The following is a 17,825-nucleotide window of genomic DNA, read 5'->3' on the forward strand; positions in this document are numbered from 1 at the left end:
GTTAAAACTAAATCGTTCTAATAAATTTGTACAAAAGTACAACTTTTAGGAAAATTAGGTATGCTTTTATTATTTTTATAACATTGATTTAAAATATTTAAAATGAAAAAGAAAACTCAAAGTAACCCATTAAAAAAAACAAGTATTTTTCTTGCGCTTTTTTTCGGATTGATATTTTCTGTACAGTCGCAAAGTAAAAGTGAATTTTGGCAACATGTTGCTTTTGGAGGTAGTGTTGGATTAAGTTTTGGCGATGGCTTTTTTGGTGGCACTATTGCACCAAGTGCTATCTACCGATTTAATCCAAGATTTGCCATGGGTATAGGTGCCAACTACACGTATAATGAAGAAAAGAACTTTTACAGATCATCAATTATTGGAGGTAGCTTAATCGGTTTATTCAACCCCATACCACAGTTACAACTTTCAGCAGAATTTGAACAATTAAATGTGAATAGGAATTATAATAACTCCACGCCTTTTTTAGACGAAAACTACTGGTACCCGGCTTTGTTTCTAGGTGTTGGTTATAATGCTGGGCCTGTAGCTATGGGAATACGCTTTGATGTTCTTTATAATAGAGACAAGAGTATTTATGCTAACTCTTGGGCGCCTTTTGTAAGGGTTTACTTTTAGTACTTGTTCCTAAACCAAACTTTTTGCCATTCGCGCTGAAGTATCATGAAGGCCACTTTTTCAGACATTTCTAGAGTATCAACACCATCCAGCGTTTTTATTTTCTTTTCTGAAACATCTATAATATATAGTAAATTAAGGTAATCCATAAATCGTTCTTGTATTAATTTATAGATCATTTCGTGCAATAATAATTTTAGGCTCGTAGGTAGAACATCTTCACAAAAGCTTAAATCTATATTAGCCAATGCCAAGTCCTTATTAAGTTGCTTAACCAACTGCTCATAAAGCTTAAGACCTTCGGCTTCAGCAACTAACTCATTAAATGTTTGCGGCAATTGCATTAAACAGATCGATCCATTAATTGTTCTCCAAAAGCTTTTAACACGACTTTTTTAGAATCTGAAATATTTAGATTGTCTAATACACTAAAAGCTTTATTAGTATATAACATAATTTCTTTTTTTGTGGCCGCAGCAGCACCAGAGGACTCAAAAATTGATTTTATGGTTTCTATTTTATCAGTTTGATCGTTAGGTTTTAAACTGTATAGATGTTCTATTTGTTTCTTATCGTCTTCTGAACCCAGTTCTTGGGTTTTTAAGTACAAAATGGTTTTCTTGTTTTCTATGATGTCTCCACCCATTTGCTTACCAAAGGTTTCAGGGTTTCCAAAAGCATCAAGGTAATCATCTTGCAGCTGGAAGGCTATGCCTAAATTTTTTCCGAACTCATAAATATTATTCTGGTCTTGCTTATTGGCTTTGGCAACAATTGCTCCCATTTTCATTGCAGCACCTACCAAAACAGCTGTTTTGTATTCAATCATTTTTAGATATTCAGGTATTACCACATCATCTCTAGTCTCAAAATCAACATCGTATTGCTGTCCTTCACAAACCTCCAAAGCTGTTTTACTAAACAATTTAGCCAATGACTGAAATATTTCACCTTCATAGTTTTCAAATAATTGGTAAGCCATGATAAGCATAGCATCTCCAGATAATATACCTGTGTTAATATCCCATTTTTCATGAACAGTTTCTTGTCCTCTGCGCAAAGGTGCATCGTCCATAATATCATCATGGACTAAAGAAAAATTATGAAACACTTCAATGCTTAAAGCCGCATCAAGTGCTTTTTTATAATCTTCATCAAAAACTTCTGCTGCCATTAAAGTTAAAACAGGCCTTAAACGCTTTCCTCCTAGTTTGAGAATATAATTTATGGGATTATATAAACTGGCTGGCTCTCGTGCCTTTAAAAACTCCTTTAAATGATTGGTAAAAGCCTCTTGATAAAATGAAATATTCTGCATTATGCAAAAGTAAAGTAATTGATAGGATTAAAACAACTTCTGGTTTGTAATGTTAAAAAATCATTAAAACTTTGGAAACTTTTTTTGTTTTTAAAGTTTCCTTAAGTACTTTTGCCAACAATTATGAAAGAAGATATTTTAAAAACAGCCGTTGATTTATTCTTAACCTATGGTTTTAAAAGTGTGACTATGGACGATATTGCCAATAATTTGGGCATATCTAAAAAAACCATTTATCAATACTTTGAAAACAAAACCATCTTGGTAGAAGAATCTGTTATGTACTTGTTCCAATTTATTTCAAGTGGTATAGAAGATATTAGGGACATGGAAAAAAACCCTATTGAGGAGATTTACGAGATCAAAAAATTCTTGATGCACAATCTTAAAGATGAAAAGTCATCACCACAATACCAGTTGGAAAAATATTATCCTAAAATATTTAAAGACATAAAAGAGAAGCAATATTGCGTTATGGATGATTGTGTGAGTTGCAATTTAGAAAGAGGAAAAAAAATCGGCTTGTATAGGGAGAACCTCAATGTAAACTTTATTTCTAAAATCTATTTTAATTGCATGATGTCATTAAAAGACAAAGGCCTTTTCCCTCTTGAGAATTTTTCAATGAAAACCCTTATGGATAACTATCTTGAATATCACTTGCGTGGTATTTGCACGCCTAAAGGTCTTGAACTGTTAAATGAATATTTAAAAGTCAATCAATCAAATTAAAACCCTACAGAAAAAAAACTATTCATGAAACACATTATTTATTTAATAGGTTTTCTTTTTACCTCATTAACATTTGGTCAGGAAAACTCATATAGCTTTACATTACAAGAAGCAATAGATTTTGCTCTTGAAAATAATAGAAATGCAAAAAATGCCATTCGCGATGTTGAAATTGCAGAAAAGGAAAAATGGGAAACCACTGCAACAGGTTTACCACAAATAAATGGTAATATAGATTATCAAAACTGGATTAAACAACAGATTTCGTTATTGCCTGGCGAAATTGCCGGTGGAGAACCAGGTACTTTTGTGCCGGTAACATTTGGAACACAACAAAGTATGGTTGCAGGTGCGACTTTAACACAATTACTTTTTGATGGCTCTTATCTAGTTGGACTTCAAGCAGCTAAAGTATATTTGTTAATCTCTGAAAACTCTAAAGTAAAAACAGATTTAGAAGTGAGAAAAGCTGTAATTAATGCCTATGGCAATGTATTACTTGCTGACGAAAGTTTAACAATTGTAGAAAACAATATAGCTGTTTTAGAAAAGAACCTTAATGAAACTACAAAAATTTATGAAAATGGGTTGGGCGAAGAAGAAAGTGTCGAGCAGCTTCAAATAACTTTATCGAGTTTAAAGAGCTACTTAAACAATAATATTCGCTTGAGAGATTTAGCCTATAAAATGTTCAATATTACATTAGGCCTAGATGTAAATTCCAACACCACTTTATCTGATGATTTGGAAACGTTAACCCTTCAAAATATTTCGCTTGATTTATTAAATACAGATGATAGTGTAGAAAACGCTATCGATTATCGTATAGCCTCAAATTATATGGAAACGCAAGAGCTTTTATTAAAACTTGAAAAAAGCGCATACTTACCACGTTTAAATGGTTTTGTATCTGCTGGCTACAATGGTTTTAGTGAAGAATTCACTTTTGCCAATAATAATCAAAATTGGTTTGGTCAAGCACAATTTGGTGTATCCATGAATATCCCAATCTTTAGTTCTGGATTAAGACGTGCTTCAGTGCAGCGTGCTAAAATTGAAGTGGCCAAAGCAGAAGAAGAGTTAACAGAAGTGGAACAACAGTTGCAATTTCAAATTGCAAGCGCCAAGAGTGATTATCAATTTGCCATAGAAGAATATGACAATAAAAAAGAGAATTTAGACCTTGCAGAACGTATCGAATCTAAAAACGAAACCAAGTTTTTTGAAGGTATTGCTTCCAGTTTTGACTTGAGACAAGCACAAACACAATTATATACTGCCCAGCAAGAATACTTGCAAGCCATGTTTAATGTCATTGCTAAAAAGGCAGAATTAGAAACCATATTAAACACCGTTAAATTTTAAGCTATTACAATACAAACAAACATGAAAAATATACTTTCACTAATATTAATTACTATTTTACTTGCTTCATGTGGAGGCGAAAAGAAAAAAACTGTAGAAGACGTCATTGCAACTCAAGATTTATCTCAAATTAGAGCTAAAAAAGACGAAATATCCAATAAGCAACTTGAACTTGCCGAACAAATAAAATTACTGGATGAAGAAATTTCAAAACTAGATACCAATAAAAAAGTATCTTTAATTACAACCTTTACAGCCAAAGAAGAAGTTTTTGATCATTATTTAGAACTTCAAGGTAACGTAACTACCAAAACCCTTTTGACTATAACACCTGAATACAATGGCATATTAACTCATGTTTATGTAAAAGAAGGTCAAAAAGTAAGTAAAGGACAGACACTTGCTAAAATTGATGATGGTGGTTTAAGCCAACAATTGGCCCAAATGCAAATACAAACCGAATTGGCTAAAACAACTTATGAACGCCAAAAGCGCTTATGGGATCAAAACATTGGTAGTGAAATTCAATATCTGCAAGCAAAATCCAATTACGAAGCTCAAGAAAAAGCCATCAGTCAACTAAACCAACAAATAGCCAAAACTGTTGTAAAAGCACCATTTTCTGGAACTATTGATGATATAATAACCGAAGAAGGAAACGTAGTTGCTGCCGGAACATCACCTTTAATGAGGTTAGTAAACCTTAACGACATGTACGTTGAAACTGAAGTACCCGAAAGCCATTTAACCACAGTTACAAAAGGCAAGAAAGTGTTGGTTGAGTTACCTGTTTTAGGAGAAACAATAGACACTAAAATTCGTCAAGCAAGTGATTTCATTAATCCAGCTAACCGAACTTTTAAAATTGAAGTTCCTGTTCCTAATAAGGATAAAACTATTAAGCCAAACTTGACTGCCAAGTTAAAAATCAACGATTACACTAATCCAAAAGCAATATTGATTCCTCAAAGTATTATTTCAGAAAATGCTCATGGCGAACAATATATTTATGTGGTCAAAGACAAAAAAGATAACATTGGAACTACCCAACGTGTCATTATTAAAACAGGTAAAACCCAAGGTGATTTTATCGAAATTTTGGACGGTTTAAAAGTTAATGATGAAATAATTCAAGAAGGTGCTCGTAGCGTTAAAGAAGGGCAATCTGTAGAAGTCATCAATCTTGAAGAAAACGAATAGAAATCCTCCTCTTTAAAAAGACTAAAGACATTTCCCATGACCGAACAACAAAAAAAAGTAAATAAAGAGTTTAGATTATCCTCTTGGGCCATAGAGAACAAAACCACTATGTATGTGTTGATTGTTCTCTTCTTATTACTTGGTATTAGTGCCTTTTTCAGTATGCCAAGAGAGAATTTCCCAGAGGTTAACGAAACCAAAATATATGTGAGTTCTATGTACTTTGGCAACACTGCTGAAGATATAGAAAAGTTAATCACTGATCCTTTAGAAGATAAGTTAAAAACCGTAAGTAATGTAGTAGAAATTACCTCAACATCTCAAGAGGATTTTTCTATGATTGTTGTGGAGTTTGATGAAAACATAACAGTTGATGCTGCGAAACAAAAGGTAAAAGATCAAATTGATACTGAAACATCTTCTGAAGATTGGCCAACCTTTAATGGAGCCAAAGTTGAGCCCAATGTTTTTGAGTTGAGCATGTCTGAAGAAATGCCAATCATGAACATTAATATTTCTGGGGACTATCCTGTAGATAAATTAAAGGAATACGGTGAATATCTTGAAGATGAAATTGAAAATCTACTGGAAATTAAGCAAGTAGATATTCGTGGGGCACAGGAAAAAGAAGTAGAAGTAGCCGTTGATATTTACAAAATGATGGCTGCCCAAGTGAGTTTTGATGATATTACAGGAGCCATTCAAGGTGGCAACATGACCATGTCCGCAGGTAATTTAATAACCAGTGGACAGCGACGTACCATCCGTATTTTAGGTGAAATAGAAAAGCCTTCAGATCTTAAGAATTTTGTAGTCAAATCTGAACATAATAACCCTATTTACCTAAAAGACATTGCCACTATTTCTTTTAAAGAAAAAGATAGAACCACCTACGCACGCGATTTTGGAAAACGTGTTGTCATGCTCGACGTAAAAAAGCGGGCTGGCATGAATATGGTTGATGCAACGACCCAAGTAAGAGAAATAGTAAAAAATGCCGAGGAGAATGTTTTTCCCAAAGACTTAAACATTTCAATTACCAACGATCAGTCCAACGTAACTATTACTATGGTTGACGACTTGGTTAACAACATTATTTTTGGGGTTATTCTAGTGGTAACGGTACTTATGTTCTTTTTAGGTTTCAAAAATGCACTTTTTGTTGGCTTTGCAATACCTATGTCTATGTTTATGTCCATATTTCTATTAAGTACTTTGGGTTACACTCTAAATGTTATGATTCTTTTTGGACTCATCATGGGACTAGGTATGCTAGTAGACAATGGAATTGTGGTAGTAGAAAATGTCTATAGACTTATGGATGAAGAAGGCATGAGTCGTATTCAAGCTGCCAAAAAAGGAATTGGCGAAATAGCATTTCCTATTATTATTTCCACTGCAACTACTGTAGCCGCATTTATCCCGCTTGGTTTGTGGCCAGGAATTATGGGAGAATTTATGATTCTTTTACCTATAACACTTTCAACAGTATTAGGTTCTTCATTGCTTGTCGCTATATTTTTCAACTCTGTTTTGGTTTCACAATTTATGAGTGTTGAGGATTTCAATATTACATTCAAGAAAAGAGTAACTACAACTATCATCATGGTAGTACTTGGAATATTGATTTTTGTATTTGGAGGAATTTACAAAGGCCTTGGAACACTTTTAATATTTGTGGCCATTATGCTATGGATATATAGACTCGTATTAAGAGGGTGGATAGATTTTTTCCAAACAAAAGTCCTTACACGATTGGAAAATTGGTATGAAAAACAATTACGCAGTGCTTTAACAGGTTGGAAAGGCTGGAAGCCTTATGTGTTAATTGTTGGAACTTTTCTGTTGCTTTTTATAGCATTTGGAGCTTTTGGATGGTCTTTGGGAATTCAACGTACCGAAGTACAATTTTTCCCAGATAACAAACCAAACCAAATTATAGTTTACATTGAATATCCTGAAGGTACTGATATTGAAAAAACTAATGAGATTACCAAGTCCATTGAAAAACGGGTCTATAATATTTTAAATGATGCTGTTTACATGGATGGCGACCATAATTTCATGGTAGAAAGTGCTGTATCACAAGTTGGTGAAGGTGCTGGAAATCCACAAACAGATATTGGCACAACCGAAATGCCTCACCGAGGAAAAATTACAGCTTCTATGAGGGAGTTTAAATTTAGACGTGGGCTAGACAGTCAAGATTTGCTTGAAAAAGTCCAAAAAGATTTGGTTGGCATCTATCCTGGAGTTTTAATTTCTGTTGAAAAAAATGCAGATGGACCACCTGTTGGACATCCAATTAATATAGAGCTTCAAGGTCAAGATTATGATGAATTAATCGTGACTGCGGAGAAAATGAGAAACTATATTAACTCAAAAAGTATTGCTGGTATAGATGAACTTAAAATAGATGTGAACAAAGACAAACCTGCAATGCAAGTTGTTATTGACAGAAAAAAAGCAGGAGAGCTAGGTGTCAATGCTTCTCAAGTAGGAAACCAGCTGCGTAACTCTATTTTTGGTGTAAAAGCAGGTATTTACAAAGAACATGGCGAGGATTACGATGTGTACGTAAGATTCAATGAAGAAAACAGATATAATACCAGTGCTTTATTCAATCAAAAAATCACCTTTAGAGACATGGCATCTGGGCAGATAAAAGAGATTCCTGTATCTGCTGTTGCCCAACAAACCAATAACTCTGGGTTTAGTTCTATAAAACATAAGAATACCAAAAGAGTCGTAACTGTTTATTCGGCTTTGGCTCCCGGTTACACTGATGCAACTGCGGTTGTTAGTAAAATTCAGCATGAAATGCAAAGCTTTACCGAGCTTCCAAATAATATTTCAATAGATTATACAGGACAAATAGAGGAACAGAATAAAGAAATGACTTTTCTGGTTAGCGCTTTTTTTATTGGTCTTTTCCTCATATTTTTCATCTTAATTTTTCAATTTAATTCTGTTTCCAAACCTGGCATCATCATGATAGCTATCTTTTTAAGCTTCATTGGAGTATTTGGAGGTATGGTTATATTTAAGCAACCCTTTGTTATTATGATGACCATGATGGGAATTATTTCTCTTGCTGGAATTGTGGTTAATAATGGTGTTGTACTTCTCGATTATGCACAACTATTAATTGACAGAAAAAAAGTAGATAATAATCTTGAAAAAGAAGATTACTTAAACAATGTTGATTTGTTTGAATCAATTGTTAAAGCTGGAAAAGCACGTTTGCGTCCAGTTCTTTTAACAGCCATTACTACTATTTTTGGTTTAATACCGCTAGCGATAGGGTTCAATATTAACTTCTTCACTTTAATGAGTGAATTTGACCCAAAAATTTATTTTGGTGGAGACAATGTTGTTTTCTGGAGTCCATTGGCATGGGCAGTAATATATGGCTTGTTTATAGCAACCTTCTTAACCTTAATTGTAGTTCCTATACTGTTTTTCCTAATCATGAAATTCAAAATGTGGTTAAATGTAAAACGCAAAGGTAATTTACAAATTGAAAGAGAATCATTATCCCTTAAATAAAGGATGGATTAATAGCAGAAAGAGCCTTAACAATTGTTGAGGCTTTTTCATTTAATAATCATTTAACTTCATTAAATTTGCAGCTCTAAATTTTGGTTATGTATAGAAGTCATAATTGTGGTGAATTAAGGTCATCACACATCAACAAAGAAGTTACATTAGCAGGATGGGTTCAAAAATCTCGTGATAAAGGGTTTATTGTTTGGGTAGACTTACGAGACCGGTATGGTATTACCCAATTGGTTTTTGACGAAGAACGCACATCAAAAGACATGATGGAAAAAGCCCAAGACTTAGGGCGTGAATTTGTTATCCAAGTCACTGGTAAAGTCATTGAACGAGCTTCAAAAAACCCTAACATGCCTACTGGTGACATTGAAATATTGGTTTCAGAATTAACCATTTTAAATGAGGCTAAACTTCCGCCTTTTACTATTGAAGACAAAACTGATGGCGGTGAAGATTTACGTATGAAATATCGCTATTTAGACATTCGCCGTAACCCAGTTAAAAACAGTTTGATTTTTAGACATAAAGTCACTCAAGAAGTCCGAAATTACTTATCGAAAGAAGGTTTTATTGAAGTAGAAACGCCTTATTTAATTAAATCTACTCCTGAAGGTGCTCGTGATTTTGTAGTACCTAGTAGAATGAATGAGGGACAGTTTTACGCACTTCCGCAATCACCACAAACGTTTAAGCAATTGCTTATGGTTGGTGGTATGGATAAGTATTTTCAAATTGTTAAATGCTTTAGAGATGAAGATTTACGTGCAGATAGACAGCCAGAATTTACGCAGATTGACTGTGAAATGGCTTTTATTGAGCAAGAAGATATTTTAAATGCTTTTGAAGGTTTAACACGTCATTTGTTAAAAGAAATTAATGGCGTTGTAGTTGACAAGTTCCCAAGAATGCTTTATGATGATGCTATGCGTTTATACGGAAATGACAAGCCAGATATCCGTTTCGGGATGGAGTTTGGTGAATTAAACGAGGTAGCACAACATAAAGATTTCAACGTATTTAATTCAGCGGAATTGGTTGTGGGAATTGCTGTCCCTGCAGGAAATGCTTACACCAGAAAAGAAATCGACAAGTTGATTGATTGGGTTAAGCGCCCACAAGTTGGTGCTTTAGGTATGGTATATTGTCGTTGTAATGATGATGGTTCCTTTAAATCTTCAGTTGATAAGTTCTACAATCAAGATGATTTAGCCAAATGGGCAGAAGTAACCGGAGCTAAACCTGGCGATTTAATTTGTGTGCTTTCTGGTGACACCAACAAAGTAAGAACGCAATTGAGTGCCTTACGCATGGAGTTAGCCGAGCGTTTAGGGTTAAGAAAACCTGATGAATTTGCACCACTTTGGGTCATGGATTTCCCTCTATTGGAATGGGATGAAGATACCGAACGCTATCATGCTATGCACCACCCATTTACATCACCAAAACCCGGACAAATTGAATTATTGAAAACCGATCCTGGTGCTGTAAAAGCCAATGCTTATGATTTAGTTTTAAACGGAAACGAGATTGGTGGAGGCTCTATAAGAATCCACGATAAAGAAACCCAAGCCTTAATGTTTGATTATTTAGGTTTCACTGAAGAGGAAGCTAAAGCGCAATTTGGGTTCTTAATGGATGCGTTTCAATATGGTGCACCTCCACATGGTGGTTTAGCTTTTGGATTAGATAGGTTGGTAGCCATTTTAGGTGGCCAGGAAACCATTCGTGATTTCATTGCATTTCCAAAAAACAATGCAGGACGTGATGTTATGATTGATGCGCCTGCTCCTATAGATGACGAGCAATTAAAAGAACTCAATTTAAAACTCAATTTAAATTCGTAACAATAAAATCCCGCTAAAGCGGGATTTTTTAGTAGATTTAATTGATGGCTAAACAGAATTATATTAAGCGATTTTTGATTTGGAAGTATAGAAATATTTCTCAAAAAAACTTTGTTTATATATTAAGTGTAGTTGTTGGTTTACTTGCAGGAGTTGCAGCTGTAACTTTAAAGAATATTACTTTTACAATTCAATCTGCATTAGAGCATGGTATAGTATTTTCGCAAAATCAGCTCTATTTTATTTTACCAATTATAGGGTTGCTATTAGTTTATATTTTAAAGAAATTCTTTTTTAATAAACCCCTGGAGCCTTCGGTTCCAAAATTCGTGAAAAGAGCAATTCCTTCTTTACTTTACTCTTTATTGCGCCAAAAAGGGCTATTGTCCTACAAACTCATATATCATCCTTTAATTATGGCTCCACTTACAGTGGGTTTTGGTGGTTCGGTTGGACTTTTAGGACCTTCAATAACTTCAGGTTCCGCCATCAGTTCTAATTTAAGCCGGATGTTACATGTTGATAAAAAAACACGAACATTATTAATTGCTTGTGCTACAGCTGGTGCTGTAGCTTCCATGTTTAAATCACCTATAGCCGCTATTGTATTTGCTGTAGAAGTCTTTAGCCTTGATTTGACATTTGCTTCATTATTGCCATTGCTTATTGCTTCCATTTCTTCTGTTTTAACATCCTATTTCTTTTTAGGAGATGAAGTACTTTTTAATTTTAATGTTTCTGATAAGTTTACCTTGTATGATACTGCATTTTACATCATTTTAGGTATTGGCACAGGTATAGCATCCATTTATTTTACTAAAATTTATTTTGCTATTTATGCCTTTTTTGACCGTTTTAAAACACGTTTTTCCAAATTACTAGTTGGTGGATTGGCTATTGGTGTTATGCTTTATTTTATTCCACCTTTATATGGTGAAGGGTTAAGCTTTACCAGAGATTTATTTGATGGAAATCATTTACACGCATTAGGTTCAACGTTATTTGATGACTATCTCGGGAATATATGGGTCGTCATTTTTCTATTAATTGGATTTACTTTTTTCAAGGCTATTGCAATGACCACAACTTTTGCTGCAGGTGGAGTTGGTGGTGTAATTGTACCTACTATGGTTATGGGTAGTGCATTGGGTAATGTTGTCGCTAAAATTATAAACAATATAGGTTTAGGGCATCAAGTATCTGAAGCAAATTTCACATTAATTGGAATGGCTGGATTAATAGCTGGTGTAATTCATGCTCCATTAACCGCAATTTTTTTAATTGCGGAAATTACAGGTGGATACGAATTGTTTTTACCGCTTATGATTACGGTAGCTATTTCATATATGATTACAAAAAATTATATGGAACACACCATCTATACACGTGAATTGGCAGAGCGCGGTGATTTAATAACCCACAATAAAGATCAAAATGTATTGACATTAATGACTATTGACAGTGTAATAGAAACCGATTTTATTACCTTAAATCCTGAAATGTCGCTAGGTGAAATGCTTCATTTTGGTGTAGCCAAATCAAATAGAAACCTGTTTCCCGTAATAGATGACAATAACCGTCTAGTAGGCATTATTTTATTGGATGATATACGAAATATTATGTTTGACCAAGAACTATACAAATCAACATCTGTTGAAACTTTTATGCAAATACCTCCAGGTGTTATTGATTATGAGAAAGATACTATGCGAACTGTTATGCAGAAATTTCAAGATTTAAATGTTTGGAATTTACCCGTAGTCAAAAACGGATGCTATCTAGGTTTTGTATCAAAATCTAAACTATTAACAGCATATAGGCGTGAATTAATTAATTTTACATCGTAAATATAGTTGTAATGAAATATATTATTGCCTTTCTCTTTATCATAGTTCTTGGAAGCATCACTATGGGATTTGTTTTAGATGTACCTTATTCAGAAAAACTTATAGGAGGAGGCATAGCTGGTTTGGTATTTATTGTATTTCCTTTATTTTCTTGGTATCGTTGGAAAGACAGAAATGTTAAGGATTATTTATTGACTAAAGAAAATTTAGATAAAATGCGTGAGTTTAATGACGGTGATTAATTTAGATTTCGCTTTTCAATAAAAAAACGCTTTAATAAGTCTGAAGACTCTTTTGCCAATATGCCACCTTCAATTTTTGTTTTTGGATGCAATTTGGTTTTTAAATTAATGCACCCTCTTTCTTCATCTCTAGCTCCATATACAATTTGGCTAATTTGGCTCCAATACAAAGCTCCTGCACACATTTGGCAAGGCTCTAAAGTAACATATAAGGTACAATTCAATAAATATTTTCCTCCTAAATAATTTGAGGCAGCTGTTATAGCTTGCATTTCTGCATGGGCTGTAACATCATTTAAAAGCTCGGTTAGGTTGTGTCCTCTAGCAATGACTTTATTATCAATAACTATAACAGCACCTACAGGTATTTCGCCTTTGTCGAAAGCAATTTCTGCTTCCTGTAAGGCTTTCTTCATAAAATAATTATGGTCAAAGATGCTTTCCATTTATGTAAAAATAAAAAAGGCAACTAAAATTTAGTTGCCTTTTTTCAATTATTTTATAACACGTTAGTTTTTAATAATCTTATTGTTTGAGTTAATGCTTTGTCCATTGATATTTAAAATATAAATACCTGATTGCAATTGACTCATATTAATCTCAACTTGATTGTATAACTCTGTTTGGGTTGAGTAAACCTGTCTTCCATTTAAGTCTGTTAACGTAATTCTTACCTCACCTAAACTTCTGTTAGTTTTAATGTAAACGTTACCGTTTGTTGGATTAGGGTACACTTTATAATCATTTTGATTAAATTCATCAACACTTAAACTTGTACAATTTGCTAACGAAGGGTCAGAGTCAGGTGGCATTGTAAAATCTTCAACCTGGTCAGTTCTACTAAATGGAGTACCTTCAGAAGCATTTAGTCCTAAACCTCTATTGGCAAACACTTCCCAAATTAAACATTGGTCTTCTCCTCCAGTTAAAGCATTATCAGCGGCAAGAATAGCGTCTCTTCCATCAACAAAACCTGGGTTACATTGTTGGAGTTTTAATCCATCCATAACAATTTGCATCACTTTATTATTCCCTCCAGTTCCATTTAAAAAATCTTCATCAAAGCCATACTTATCTACATATGCCCATGTTAAATCCCATAATACAGTTGCCCAAATAGTACCGACACCATGAGGAATTGAATTTGAGGTGTCATTGGTGTCACCATAAGTAAATGGGTTAATTGCAAAATCAGTACTGTAAGGATAACGTCTTATACCAACATCTTCTGGGTTTTGCCCTACTGAATATGTAGCCATACCCTTTGGATCTTCTGGAAGATCTGTTGTTTTCATTGTTAGCATTAAGGCAAACCAGTCAGACCAACCTTCTCCCATTTGGGTTATGTTTGTTAAACAATTTGTAGTATTTGCACCACCTGTTAATCTGTTGGAAATACCATGGCCATATTCATGCGCCACAATAAGGTTATCCAAACTTCCATCTTTTTGGTAAGGCCCTGCATCCAATAAAGACGCATTAATTGTATCGCCATTTAATAATGCGGCAATAAGTGCCTCACCATCAATATTATTAATCATTATTGAAGGGATAGTTACATTAGCGCCAACAGCTCCACCACCCATTGTAATAGGATCTCCAGCAACATTATTAACCATTATAACAGCAACTGCACCTTCATTTTCTGCAGCTAATATTTTAAAACCAAATTCGCAAACACCACGACGAATAACAACTATCTTACCATTTAAATCAGCACCATTAGTAATATTGTTACAACCATCTTGTGGATCTGTTGAACTCATTCCTCCAATGTTATTATCTACAACCAATGCTAAATCAGCAGTAATTGGTGTTGAAGATAATGTGCCTCCAAAGTTTGCTGGTAAACCAGCATAGTCTCCAGATAAAGAACCATTGTTAATCGTTAATGGATCACCTGCGGGACCTGATGCTGACCATAAGAACATTGTCATTCCTGGATTACCACCATCTGGAGGTGTTCCAAAAGTTGCATTATTTAATCCAGCACCATCTTGACCATCTGCAAAAACAAAATCGTTCCCAATACCTCCATTGCCATAGTTGTTTTCTTGAAAATTACCACTAGCTTCATCAAAACCATACTCATACCATACATCATGCATCATATTATTCATATAGAATAAATTTGTTAATGATACATCTTCATATAGGGCTGGTGCTTGATTTAAATTCAGAGGAAAATCAAAATTTAAAGAAGCCGTTCCGTCAGGCATATAACCATTATCATCATTATTGGCATCTCTATCTTCCTGTGCCCAAACATTATTACCTCTAGTAACAGTATATTCAGGTCCACTAACTCCGTTTGTATCATGCCATCCAAAAGGTGACGCGTTTGGATTTGCAGGTTCGCTTACTAGTGTTCTGTCTCCATCATTTGGACCTCCAACTGGTATGGCATAAATATTATATTGAGATCCATCTACACGACGGTAATCATCTCTAAATAAAGAGAAATTATTAGATCCTACATTATGTTTTTCAACATGGTTATGAGAAATATGATTAGCGTCTCCAAAATTACAAGTTAAAATCCAATCGTTTTGGCTTAATACTTCCCCATTTAATGCATCGATACGAACACTTGGCCAAGTGGTACCATCTAAAGAATAAATACTGACATCCCAAGCTAATTTTAATTCTCCATTACTATTATAATAAACTAATTCAACTGGAATATTAACTTTAGAAATGTTACCATTAGTGTAAACATATCTCTTTTCAGCGGTTTCTAATAAAGTTAAATTTTGAGCACTTCCTAAATTTAACTCCGAAGCTGCTCTTTGTATGGCTTGTTCAGGTGATAATTGCGGAGCTATTGCGTTAACACGTTGAGCAATATTACCCATAAAATTATTGGCGTAATAAAACACAACATTATCTTTAATAGCTATACTTGAAATAGCATTAAAGATATTGATGCCTTGATATCGTTGGTTAACATAGACATGTGTTAATTTTGATTTTGTGGAAAAGAATTCTTTACTCACATATAAATCTGCTATGTCTGAGCTAACTAGATTTAAGGACTCTTTTTTTTGGTCTAAATACGATTGGATAACCGAACCATATTCTGAATTAGTCAAATTACTTTGTGCAAAACCTAGATTGGTAAGTAAAGCAATTACTAAAAACAAAACAGAATTGATGTAATTGTTTTTCATCTTTAAAATATTAGTAATTCTTATTTTTTTTGATAATTTCACAAAGATAGGCAAGTGTCACAGATAAATTAACATATTATTAAATAAATATTTAAAACAACTTTTTTTCGGTCTATTTTGATAATTTTATACCATAATTGGTATTAATGGATTCTCACCTACTAAACACAATAAATTCACCAAAAGACCTTCGAAAATTAAAGGTTAAACAGCTACTGGATCTTACAAAAGAGTTACGGCAATTTATTGTTGATATTGTTGCAACAAAAGAAGGCCATTTAGGTGCAAGTTTAGGAACAGTAGAACTTACAATTGCTCTACACTATGTTTTTAATACACCTGATGACATATTGGTCTGGGATGTAGGTCATCAAGCCTATGGTCATAAAATACTTACTGGAAGGCGAGATCAATTTATCACCAATAGGCAACTTAATGGCATTAGTGGTTTCCCAAAAAGATCTGAAAGTATCTATGACACTTTTGGTGTAGGCCATTCATCCACATCTATTTCAGCAGCTTTAGGTATGGCAATTGCCTCTCAATTAAAAGGGGAAGAAAAACACCATATTGCAGTAATAGGCGATGCTTCAATTGCTAGTGGTATGGCATTCGAAGGACTTAATCACGCTGGTGTAACCGATGCTAATTTATTAGTAATTTTAAACGACAATGCTATTGGTATTGATCCAAGCGTTGGGGCTTTAAAGCAATATTTAACTAATGTTAAAAAGGGCAAGGATGATCAAGATAATATTTTTGAGGCCTTAAACTTTAGTTATTCAGGCCCAGTTAATGGTCATGACATTGAAGCATTAATTACAGAATTCAACAGGTTAAAGCTTTTAAAAGGCCCGAAATTATTACATGTAGTTACTACTAAAGGAAAAGGCTTAAAGCTTGCCGAAGAAAACCAAGTTACCTACCATGCTCCTGGTAAATTTGATTCTACAACTGGAGAGCTTACTCCAAAAAGCAGTATAATGCAACCTCCAAAATATCAAGATGTTTTTGGACATACTATTTTAGAATTAGCAAAAAAGAACAAAAAAATTATTGGTATTACACCCGCCATGCCAACAGGAAGTTCACTAAAATACATGATTGAAGAACTTCCTAATCGTGCTTTTGATGTTGGTATTGCAGAACAACATGCCGTAACTTTTTCTGCTGGAATGGCTACTCAAGGCTTTATTCCGTTTTGCAATATTTACTCAACATTTTTACAACGTGCTTACGACCAAATCATTCACGATGTAGCCTTGCAGAATCTCCCTGTTGTTTTTTGTTTGGATCGTTCAGGCTTGGTCGGCGAAGATGGCTCTACCCATCATGGTGTTTTTGATTTAGCGTATTTACGATGCATTCCTAATCTAATAATTTTTGCTCCTAGAAATGAAGTTGAATTGCGTAATATACTCTATACAGCTCAATTGCAAAAAGCTAAAAACCCTATCGCTATTCGATACCCAAGAGGCTCGGGTGTTACTTTAAATTGGAATCAAGAATTTCAAGAAATTGAAATTGGTAAAGGCTTTGAATTACATAAAGGAAAATCTATAGCTGTTTTAAGCATTGGGACCATTTCAAAAAATGTGAGCGAAGCCATTCAAAATATGCCTTCAGTAGGCCATTATGACTTACGTTTTGTAAAACCTTTAGATAAAAAATTATTGCATAAAGTTTTTTCCAACTATTCTAAAATAATAACAATCGAAGATGGTTCTATAGTTGGAGGGTTTGGCAGCGCTATTTTAGAGTTTGCCAATAAAAACAATTATAAAAACGAAATTTATGTTTTAGGTATTCCAGATGAGTTTATAGAACATGGCACAATACAAGAACTCCAAACTAGTATTGGTCTTGACTCTAAAAGTTTAAGTAAATTCATTTATAAATTACTTAAGTAGTAA

13 protein-coding genes are annotated in these 17,825 nt (G+C 33.9%); 9 read left to right on the plus strand and 4 right to left on the minus strand.

What is annotated here, in order from left to right; genetic code table 11:
* Positions 1–102 precede the first annotated feature (102 nt).
* The gene (locus MTX13_RS11665; RefSeq protein WP_250435414.1) at positions 103–636 is read left to right on the plus strand and encodes an alpha-ketoglutarate decarboxylase; all 534 of its coding nucleotides are present in this window, start codon (positions 103–105) and stop codon (positions 634–636) included.
* Here the strand turns inward: MTX13_RS11665 and MTX13_RS11670 are convergent.
* Together MTX13_RS11670 and MTX13_RS11675 are read right to left on the minus strand one after the other, a co-directional pair.
* Entirely contained in the window at positions 633–980 is a 348-nt protein-coding gene (locus tag MTX13_RS11670) for a hypothetical protein (protein WP_250435416.1), read from the minus strand. The genes MTX13_RS11665 and MTX13_RS11670 overlap by 4 nt on opposite strands.
* On the minus strand, positions 980–1,954 hold the full coding sequence (locus tag MTX13_RS11675) for a polyprenyl synthetase family protein (RefSeq protein ID WP_250435418.1): 975 nt from the start codon (positions 1,952–1,954) through the stop codon (positions 980–982). Before MTX13_RS11675 ends, MTX13_RS11670 begins: the two co-directional genes overlap by 1 nt.
* Before the next feature lie 123 nt (positions 1,955–2,077).
* Between MTX13_RS11675 and MTX13_RS11680 the strand changes: the two genes are divergently transcribed.
* From MTX13_RS11680 to MTX13_RS11710, 7 genes are all read left to right on the plus strand, one after another.
* Positions 2,078–2,686: a TetR/AcrR family transcriptional regulator gene (locus MTX13_RS11680; protein ID WP_250435420.1), complete on the plus strand. Its 609-nt coding sequence runs from the start codon at positions 2,078–2,080 to the stop codon at positions 2,684–2,686.
* Between the two features lie 24 nt (positions 2,687–2,710).
* On the plus strand, positions 2,711–4,051 hold the full coding sequence (locus MTX13_RS11685) for a TolC family protein (RefSeq protein WP_250435430.1): 1,341 nt from the start codon (positions 2,711–2,713) through the stop codon (positions 4,049–4,051).
* Between the two features lie 21 nt (positions 4,052–4,072).
* Entirely contained in the window at positions 4,073–5,251 is a 1,179-nt protein-coding gene (locus tag MTX13_RS11690) for an efflux RND transporter periplasmic adaptor subunit (protein WP_250435432.1), read from the plus strand.
* A 36-nt stretch (positions 5,252–5,287) separates the two neighbouring features.
* Positions 5,288–8,800: an efflux RND transporter permease subunit gene (locus MTX13_RS11695; protein ID WP_250435433.1), complete on the plus strand. Its 3,513-nt coding sequence runs from the start codon at positions 5,288–5,290 to the stop codon at positions 8,798–8,800.
* A 98-nt stretch (positions 8,801–8,898) separates the two neighbouring features.
* Entirely contained in the window at positions 8,899–10,653 is a 1,755-nt protein-coding gene (aspS, locus tag MTX13_RS11700) for an aspartate--tRNA ligase (protein ID WP_250435435.1), read from the plus strand.
* Between the two features lie 44 nt (positions 10,654–10,697).
* A complete protein-coding gene (locus MTX13_RS11705; protein ID WP_250435437.1) occupies positions 10,698–12,500 on the plus strand; it encodes a chloride channel protein in 1,803 nt (600 codons plus the stop codon).
* Between the two features lie 11 nt (positions 12,501–12,511).
* Complete coding sequence (locus MTX13_RS11710; protein WP_250435443.1) at positions 12,512–12,742, plus strand: hypothetical protein; 231 nt, start codon at positions 12,512–12,514, stop codon at positions 12,740–12,742.
* Here MTX13_RS11710 and MTX13_RS11715 read toward each other — a convergent pair.
* Together MTX13_RS11715 and MTX13_RS11720 are read right to left on the minus strand one after the other, a co-directional pair.
* The gene (locus MTX13_RS11715) at positions 12,739–13,188 is read right to left on the minus strand and encodes a nucleoside deaminase (RefSeq protein ID WP_250435445.1); all 450 of its coding nucleotides are present in this window, start codon (positions 13,186–13,188) and stop codon (positions 12,739–12,741) included. The genes MTX13_RS11710 and MTX13_RS11715 overlap by 4 nt on opposite strands.
* A 63-nt stretch (positions 13,189–13,251) precedes the next feature.
* Positions 13,252–15,912 (minus strand): T9SS-dependent M36 family metallopeptidase, encoded by a 2,661-nt coding sequence (locus MTX13_RS11720; protein ID WP_250435448.1) that lies wholly within the window; start codon positions 15,910–15,912, stop codon positions 13,252–13,254.
* Positions 15,913–16,058: 146 nt separating this feature from the next.
* Between MTX13_RS11720 and dxs the strand changes: the two genes are divergently transcribed.
* Positions 16,059–17,822: a 1-deoxy-D-xylulose-5-phosphate synthase gene (gene dxs, locus MTX13_RS11725; protein ID WP_250435458.1), complete on the plus strand. Its 1,764-nt coding sequence runs from the start codon at positions 16,059–16,061 to the stop codon at positions 17,820–17,822.
* Positions 17,823–17,825: the final 3 nt, after the last annotated feature.

Origin of the sequence: Hanstruepera flava (genome assembly GCF_023634025.1) — a bacterium.
In the GTDB taxonomy this organism is placed as follows: domain Bacteria; phylum Bacteroidota; class Bacteroidia; order Flavobacteriales; family Flavobacteriaceae; genus Hanstruepera; species Hanstruepera flava.

Coding starts and splice junctions, on each gene's coding strand:
- MTX13_RS11665 (WP_250435414.1), top strand. CDS start 103: ATGAAAAAGAAAACTCAAAGTAACCCATTAAAAAAAACAAGTATTTTT.
- MTX13_RS11670 (WP_250435416.1), bottom strand. CDS start 980: ATGCAATTGCCGCAAACATTTAATGAGTTAGTTGCTGAAGCCGAAGGT.
- MTX13_RS11675 (WP_250435418.1), bottom strand. CDS start 1,954: ATGCAGAATATTTCATTTTATCAAGAGGCTTTTACCAATCATTTAAAG.
- MTX13_RS11680 (WP_250435420.1), top strand. CDS start 2,078: ATGAAAGAAGATATTTTAAAAACAGCCGTTGATTTATTCTTAACCTAT.
- MTX13_RS11685 (WP_250435430.1), top strand. CDS start 2,711: ATGAAACACATTATTTATTTAATAGGTTTTCTTTTTACCTCATTAACA.
- MTX13_RS11690 (WP_250435432.1), top strand. CDS start 4,073: ATGAAAAATATACTTTCACTAATATTAATTACTATTTTACTTGCTTCA.
- MTX13_RS11695 (WP_250435433.1), top strand. CDS start 5,288: ATGACCGAACAACAAAAAAAAGTAAATAAAGAGTTTAGATTATCCTCT.
- aspS (WP_250435435.1), top strand. CDS start 8,899: ATGTATAGAAGTCATAATTGTGGTGAATTAAGGTCATCACACATCAAC.
- MTX13_RS11705 (WP_250435437.1), top strand. CDS start 10,698: ATGGCTAAACAGAATTATATTAAGCGATTTTTGATTTGGAAGTATAGA.
- MTX13_RS11710 (WP_250435443.1), top strand. CDS start 12,512: ATGAAATATATTATTGCCTTTCTCTTTATCATAGTTCTTGGAAGCATC.
- MTX13_RS11715 (WP_250435445.1), bottom strand. CDS start 13,188: ATGGAAAGCATCTTTGACCATAATTATTTTATGAAGAAAGCCTTACAG.
- MTX13_RS11720 (WP_250435448.1), bottom strand. CDS start 15,912: ATGAAAAACAATTACATCAATTCTGTTTTGTTTTTAGTAATTGCTTTA.
- dxs (WP_250435458.1), top strand. CDS start 16,059: ATGGATTCTCACCTACTAAACACAATAAATTCACCAAAAGACCTTCGA.